This window comes from Acidovorax sp. CF316, from assembly GCF_000276605.1.
Lineage (GTDB): Bacteria > Pseudomonadota > Gammaproteobacteria > Burkholderiales > Burkholderiaceae_C > Acidovorax.
Genome location: NZ_AKJX01000138.1, coordinates 42,178 through 49,026 on the forward strand (window position 1 = coordinate 42,178; position 6,849 = coordinate 49,026).

Here is a 6,849-nt window from a genome sequence, read left to right on the forward strand (position 1 = left end):
CTGCCAGCCTAACCCAGCGCAGGCGCCTGCCGCGTTATCCAAAACCCGTGCGTTGCCGCGCAGATTGCTTCAGAACGTCACACCGGCGCACAGGATCACGTTGGCGTAGGGCGTGCATTCCCCGGTGCGCACCATCACGCGGGCCTCGCGGCACAGGCGTTTGAATTCTTCGTGCGGCAGCGCCTCGGGTGCCACCGGCAGGGTGCACCAGCCGGGCAGGGCACCACCTGCGCGCTCCACGGCCTCGGTGGCGATCACCGCGCGCTCGACCTGCATCTCCGCCAGCACGGCGGCCAGCACGTCGGCCACGGCTGGAATGCCCGGCGTCAGCGCCAGGTCGATGCGCCGCGGGCCCGGCGGGATGGGCAGGCCCACGTCGCCGACCACCAGCATGTCGCCGTGGCCCAGGCAGGCAATGGCGTGGGAGAGCTCGGCATGCAGCAGGGTGGTGCGTTTCACAGCGGAATCCAGTCGGGTGGTTGCGGGCTGGCCGCCACGGCGGCCCGGGTGGGGATGGAGGGCTGGGCCCCCGCCTGCGTCACGCACAGGGCGGCGGCGCGGATGCCCTCGCGCACGGCGGCGTTGAGCGGCCCGCCCTGCGCCAGCGCCACGGCCAGCGCACCGAGGAAGGTGTCGCCCGCGGCGGTGGTGTCCACGGCTTGCACGGCCATGCCGGGGTGGTGTGTGCTGCCCAGGGTGTCGGCGGCCACGGCGCCCGCGGCGCCCAGCGTCACCACCACCTGGGCCGGCCCCAGGCCGCGCAGCGTCTGCGCGGCCACGGCGGCATCGGCCACGGTCTCCACGGCCGTGCCCGCCAGGGCGGCGGCCTCGACCTCGTTGACCACCAGCGTGTGCACCAGCGGCCACAGACCCCCGGGCAGGCTCTGGATGGGCGAGGGGTTGAGCAGCACCTGGCAGCCCGCTGCATGGGCTTGCTGCGCGGCGGCCAGCACCTGGGGCAGGGGCGTCTCGAACTGCAGCACCAGGCTGTGGGCCTGGTCCAGCACGGCGGCAAGCGCCTGCGTGTCGAGTGCGAAGCGGCCATTGGCGCCCGGCACCACGACGATGCGGTTCTGCCCCGTGGCCTCCACGGTGATGGCTGCCACGCCCGTGGTCTCGGCCGGGTCGGTCTGTACCCCGCCGTGGTCGATTCCGTCCTGTGCCAGGCCGGAGCGCAGCGCGCGGCCGTAAGCGTCGTCGCCTACGCGGCCGAACAGGTGCACCCGGGCACCCTGGCGCGCGCAGGCCACGGCCTGGTTGCCGCCCTTGCCACCGGGCACCAGGTGCAGCGCCTGGGCCAGCACGGTCTCGCCGGGACCAGGGGCCTGGGCCACCTGCAGCACCAGGTCCATGTTGAGGCTGCCCACCACGGCGATGGTGGGGGTGGCGTGCTCCGTCGCTCCCGTCATGGCTGTGCCTGTGCGGTGGAGGCGCGCACGCGCAGCTCGGGTTGCAGCATGACCTTGCGCGCGTCCTGGCGCTTGCCGTCGATGCGCTCGAGCAGCATGTCCACCGCCAGTGCGCCGATGCGCTGCTTGGGTTGGGCCACGGTGGTCAGCGGCGGGCTGGTGAAGGCGGTGAGTTCGATGTCGTCGAAACCCACGATGGACAGGGCCTCGGGTACGCGCAGGTCGCGCTCGTGGGCTGCGCACAGTGCGCCCATGGCCATCAGGTCGTTGCAGACGAAGACGGCGGTGGGCGGCTGCTGCGCGCGCAGCACGGCGTGCATGGCCTCGTAGCCGCCCTGGCTGGTGAAGTTGCCGTGCCACAGCAGGCCGTCACCGGTGCCGCATCCGGCGTCGGCCAGCGCGGCACGCCAGCCGGCGATGCGCTGCTCGCTGGGCGCAATGCCCTCGGGCCCGCCGATGCAGGCGATGCGCCGGTGGCCCAGCGACAGCAGGTGGCGCGTGGCCAGCAGGCCGCCCTGCATGTGGGCGGTCTCCACCAGGTCGCAGGGCTGCTGTTCGGCCAGTTCGATCTCGCGGTCCACCAGCACGGTGGGGATGGACAGGCCCGCGAGCTGCGTGGGCAGTGTGGCGTCGTGCCCGGTGGAGACGACGATCAGCCCGTCGATGCGGCGCTCGGCCAGCACCTGCAGGTAGCTGCCCTGGCGGTGCGCCTCGTCATTGGTGTTGCACAGGATGAGGTTGTAGCCTGCGCCGAAGCAGCGGTCTTCGACCGCGTGCACGATCTCGGCGAAGTAGGGGTTGGAGCTGTTGGGGATCAGCATGCCCAGCGTGCGCGTGTTGTTGCTCTTGAGGCTGCGGGCAATGGCGCTGGGCACGTAGCCCAGTTCGCGGATGGCTTTTTCCACACGCGCGCGCCCTTCGGGGCTCACGTGGCGTGTGCCGTTGACCACGTGGGACACCGTGGTGACGGATACGTCGGCATGCCGGGCAACGTCCTTGATAGTAGCCATGGAGAAAATCTGGAAACAGGGAATTCGTGGGGGATATAGAGGGTTCAGGCCGCCGCGCGCCGCTGGCGCAAGGTGTCCACGATGACCGCCGCAACGATCACCACCCCCGTGATGATGCGCTTGCTGGGCTCGCTGGCACCCACCTGGGCCAGGCCCGCCTCCAGCACCGCGATGATCAGCACGCCGAAGGCGGTGTTCACCACCGAGCCGCGCCCGCCCATGAGGCTGGTGCCACCGATCACCACCGCGGCGATCACCTGCAGCTCCATGCCGGTGCCGGCGTTGGGATCTGCCGCCTCCAGCCGTGCCGACTGCATCAGCCCGGCCAGTCCGGCGAGCAGTCCGGTCACGGCAAACACGATGACGCGCAGGGGCCGCGGGTCGACCCCAGCCAGGCGCATCGCCTCCTCGTTGGTGCCGATGCCCACCACGCAGCGGCCGAACACCGTGCGCGTGAGCACCAGCTGCGCCACCACCACCAGCACCAGCGCGATCAGAAAGGCCACCGAGATGCCGCCGAACATGGGTGCGGCCAGCCACGAGATCGCGTCGCCCACGTACTGCGTGCGCGAATCCGTGACCACATAGGCCCCGCCGCGCACGGCTTCGAGCATGCCCAGTGAGACGATGAAGGAGGGCAGGCGCCAGGCCACCGAGACAGCCCCGGTCACCGTGCCGCAGATAAGCCCCGTGGCCAGCGCCAGCAGCGCGGCAGCCGGCACGCTCCATTTCCATTGCACGATGGCCGCGGCCGAAGTGGCGGCGGACAGCGCCATCACCGATCCCACCGACAGGTCGATGCCGGCAATGATGAGCACGAAGGTCATGCCCACCGCCATCACGGCCAGCGCCGGGATCTCGTTGGCGATGGTGACGAAGGTTTGCACGCTCCAGAAGTATTCGGAGAGGGTGGAGAACAGCGCCACCATGCCCGCCAGCACGGCCAGCAGCCCGAGGTAGGTGCCGAGCTGGCTGCGCCAGGCGGGCGTGGGGCGGGGTGCCATGGCGGCGGGGGATGCGGGGGCGTTCATGCGGTGGCGGGAGTGGAAGGGGAAGAATGGCCAGGGGCTTCGCGGCCACCCGGCTCGGAGAATGCAGCGGCCAGCAGCGACTGCTCGGACCACTGGCCGCGCTCGAACACGGCCACCAGGCGCCCGGCGCTCATCACGCCGATGCGGTCGGCCATGGCCATCAGCTCGCGCAGGTCCGACGAGACCATGAGCAGGGCGCGCCCGCTGGCGGCCATGCGATCGAGTTCGCCATAGAGTTCGGCACGCGCGCCCACGTCCACGCCACGTGTGGGTTCGTCGAGCAGCAGCACCCGGCCTTCGCGGTGCAGCCAGCGCGCGAACACCACCTTCTGCTGGTTGCCGCCCGACAGCGTGCCCACCGCCTGCTCGGGGCTGCGGCAGCGGATGCCCAAGGTCTGGACGAAGCCCTGCACCAGGCGGTTTTCCTTGGCGCGCTGCAGCCAGCCGGCGCGCGAGATCGCAGACAGGTCGGACAGCGTGGCGTTGACGCGGATGGGCTGGGCCAGCAGCAGGCCCTGGGACTTGCGGTCTTCCGTGACCAGGCCGACGCCAGCGGCAATGGCCTGCAGCGGCGAGGCAAAGCCGCGCGGCAGCACGTGCGGGGCGCCACCCGCAGTGGATTCATCGGGGTGCAGCGTCACGCTGCCCCGGTCGGCGCGGTCCGCGCCGAACAGCAGGCGCACGAGTTCGGTGCGGCCCGAACCCACCAGTCCCGCCACGCCGAACACCTCGCCCGCGCGCAGCTCCAGGCTCACGTCCTGCACCGCCGTGCCGCGGCCCATGCCCTGGGCGCTCATCACCACCGGGCCGGCCTTGCGGCGCGGGCGGTGCTCGAGGTCGCTCACGGACCGGCCCACCATGCGCTGCACCAGATCGTCCTCGCTCAGGCCGGCCATGGGGCGTGCATCCACCAGGCGGCCGTCGCGCAGCACGGCCACGCGGTCGGCGATGCGGCGCAGCTCTTCCAGGCGGTGCGACACATAGACGATGGCCACGCCGCGCGCGGTCAGGCGCGCGATCTGGTCGAACAGGTAGGCGGTCTCGCGCGGGGTGAGCATGGCCGTGGGCTCGTCGAGCACCAGGATGCGCGTGTCGTCCTGCAGATTGCGCGCGATCTCCACCATCTGCTGCTGGCCTATGCCCAGCTGCGAGACGGGGGTGGCGGGGTCGATGCTGTCCAGGCCGATCTTGGCCAGTTGTGCGCGTGCAGCGGTGTGCAGCGCATCGCGCTGCAGCCAGCCCGCGCGGTGCGGCAGGCGGCCCATGAGCAGGTTCTCGGCTACGGTGAGCGTGGGCACCAGGCCCAGCTCCTGCATCACCATGCGCACGCCCAGGCGCTCGGCCTCGCGGCGCGAGGCGGGCGCGTAGGTCTCGCCGGCCAGGCGCATGCCACCGCGCGTGGCCGGCTCCAGCCCGCAGACGATCTTGGACAGCGTGCTCTTGCCCGCGCCGTTCTCCCCCGTGAGCGCCAGCACCTCGCCCGCGTTGAGCGCAAGCGTGATGCCGTCGAGCACGGTGGCGGTGTAATCCTTGCCCACCGCGGCTATGGACAGCAGCGGTGCGGCGGGCGGCGGTGGGAGCGGTCGGTCCATGTCGTCCGGCGGTTGGGTTTTTACTTGCTGCCCTTGGTGACCAGCACCACCTCGGTCTTCACCTCGGCGGGCAACTGGGCCTGGGGCGTCTTGGCGGCGATGGCCTTTTGCGCCAGCTCGATGCCGAACACGGCCTGCTTGGCGGCGTACTGGTCGGCGGTGGCCAGCACGCGGCCATCGGCCAGCATGGGCTTGATGGCGCCGATGTTGTCATAGCCCACCACCTGCACCTTGCCGGTCTTGCCCGCGGCCTTGACTGCGGCCACCACGCCCAGCGCCATGCTGTCGTTGCCGGCCAGCAGGGCCGTGAGGTCGGGGTGCTCGCGCAGCATGCCGGCGGCCACGGTGTTGCCCTTCTCGATCTCCCACTGGCCCGACTGCACGCCCACCACGGTGATGCCGGCGGCCTGCATGGCGTCCTTGTAGCCCAGGGTGCGCTGCTGCGCATTGAAGGTGGTGGACACGCCCTCGATGATGCCCACCTTGTCGCCCGACTTGAGCGACTTGGCCAGGTGCTCGCCCACCAACTTGGCGCCGGCGCGGTTGTCCGGGCCGACGAAGGGCACGGTGAGGTTCTTTTCCTTCAGGGCATCGCCATCCAGGCGGTTGTCGATATTGACCACGATGATGCCCTTGTCCACAGCGGCCTTGACCACAGGCACCAGGGCCTTGGAATCGGCCGGGGCCAGCACGATGGCGCTGACCTTCTGGGCCACGGCCTGCTCGATCATCTTGATCTGGGCGGCCGTGTCGGTCTCGTTCTTGATGCCGTTGGCCACCAGCGTGTATTCGCTGGCGTGGGCCTTCTGGTGCGCCTTGGCGCCGTCTTCCATGGTGCGGAAGAACTCGTTGGCCAGCGACTTCATGACCAGGGCGATCTTGGGCTTGTCCTGCGCCCAGACGGGGCTGGCAAGCATGCCGCCGAGCACGGCAATGGCGGCGGCGGTCTGAACGGAACGGCGGGTGAACTGCATGGTGTCTCCTGTTGGAATGGTGGGCAAGGCACGGCCACCGAAAAGCCGCGCGAAATTGCGCGAAAGCGCCGGCGGCATGCCGGGCCAGTGCGGTGTCGCCCGGCGATCATATCGTCCGCAATCGTTTGCGCAAACGTTTGCTAATCGGTGTTAACCCTGTATTCTCGGAGTCTGGGGGCAGCTTGGAACCTGCCGTGGCGCAGCCGATCGGGCCCTGGCGACCCCCCCAAAAAAAGGGCGCCTGGGCGCCCTGGAAAAAGTGGTGCGGCCGGCGCCGGCCGGGGCGTCTAGGCCGTGGGCGCGCGCAGCTCGCGCCGCAGGATCTTGCCCACATTGCTCTTGGGCAGCTCGTCGCGGAACTCGATGTACTTGGGGCGCTTGTAGCCGGTGAGGTTTTCCTGGCAGAAGCGGGCCACGTCCTCCTCGCTCAGGGCCGGGTCGCTCTTGATCACGAAGATCTTGATCGCCTCGCCCTGCTTTTCGTCCGGGATGCCGATGGCCGCGCACTCCACCACGCCTGGGCACAGCGAGACGACCTGTTCAAGCTCGTTGGGGAAGACGTTGAAGCCGCTGACCAGGATCATGTCCTTCTTGCGGTCGATGATGCGCGTGTAGCCGCGCTCGTCCATGATGCCGATGTCGCCCGTGCGCATGAAGCCGTCGGCCGTGAAGGCCTTGGCGTTTTCCTCGGGCTGGTTGTAGTAGCCGGTCATCACATTGGGGCCGCGGATGCAGATCTCGCCCGATTCGCCCTGGGGCAGGCTGTTGCCTGCATCGTCCTTGATGGCGATGTCGATGCCCGGCAGCGGCAGGCCGATGCTGCCGCTGAACTC

At 70.0% G+C, this 6,849-nt stretch carries 7 protein-coding genes; all 7 read right to left on the bottom strand.

What is annotated here, in order from left to right; genetic code table 11:
- Positions 1-69: 69 nt before the first annotated feature.
- Positions 70-459 carry a D-ribose pyranase gene (gene rbsD / locus PMI14_RS17435; protein ID WP_007856553.1) on the bottom strand — a complete coding sequence of 130 codons (390 nt, stop codon included), beginning with the start codon at positions 457-459 and terminating at the stop codon, positions 70-72.
- Positions 456-1,409 carry a ribokinase gene (gene rbsK, locus PMI14_RS17440; RefSeq protein WP_007856554.1) on the bottom strand — a complete coding sequence of 318 codons (954 nt, stop codon included), beginning with the start codon at positions 1,407-1,409 and terminating at the stop codon, positions 456-458. Before rbsK ends, rbsD begins: the two co-directional genes overlap by 4 nt.
- The gene (locus tag PMI14_RS17445; protein WP_007856555.1) at positions 1,406-2,419 is read right to left on the bottom strand and encodes a LacI family DNA-binding transcriptional regulator; all 1,014 of its coding nucleotides are present in this window, start codon (positions 2,417-2,419) and stop codon (positions 1,406-1,408) included. The genes rbsK and PMI14_RS17445 overlap by 4 nt, the downstream gene beginning before the upstream one ends.
- Before the next feature lie 44 nt (positions 2,420-2,463).
- Complete coding sequence (locus PMI14_RS17450) at positions 2,464-3,450, bottom strand: ABC transporter permease (protein WP_007856556.1); 987 nt, start codon at positions 3,448-3,450, stop codon at positions 2,464-2,466.
- Complete coding sequence (locus PMI14_RS17455) at positions 3,447-5,042, bottom strand: sugar ABC transporter ATP-binding protein (protein ID WP_007856558.1); 1,596 nt, start codon at positions 5,040-5,042, stop codon at positions 3,447-3,449. The genes PMI14_RS17450 and PMI14_RS17455 overlap by 4 nt, the downstream gene beginning before the upstream one ends.
- 20 nt (positions 5,043-5,062) lie before the next feature.
- Positions 5,063-6,016, bottom strand: coding sequence for a sugar ABC transporter substrate-binding protein (locus tag PMI14_RS17460; protein WP_007856559.1), 954 nt, complete (start codon positions 6,014-6,016; stop codon positions 5,063-5,065).
- A gap of 287 nt (positions 6,017-6,303) precedes the next feature.
- Positions 6,304-6,849 (bottom strand): AMP-binding protein (locus PMI14_RS17465; protein WP_007856560.1); only part of this gene is annotated, 546 nt, incomplete at its 5' end.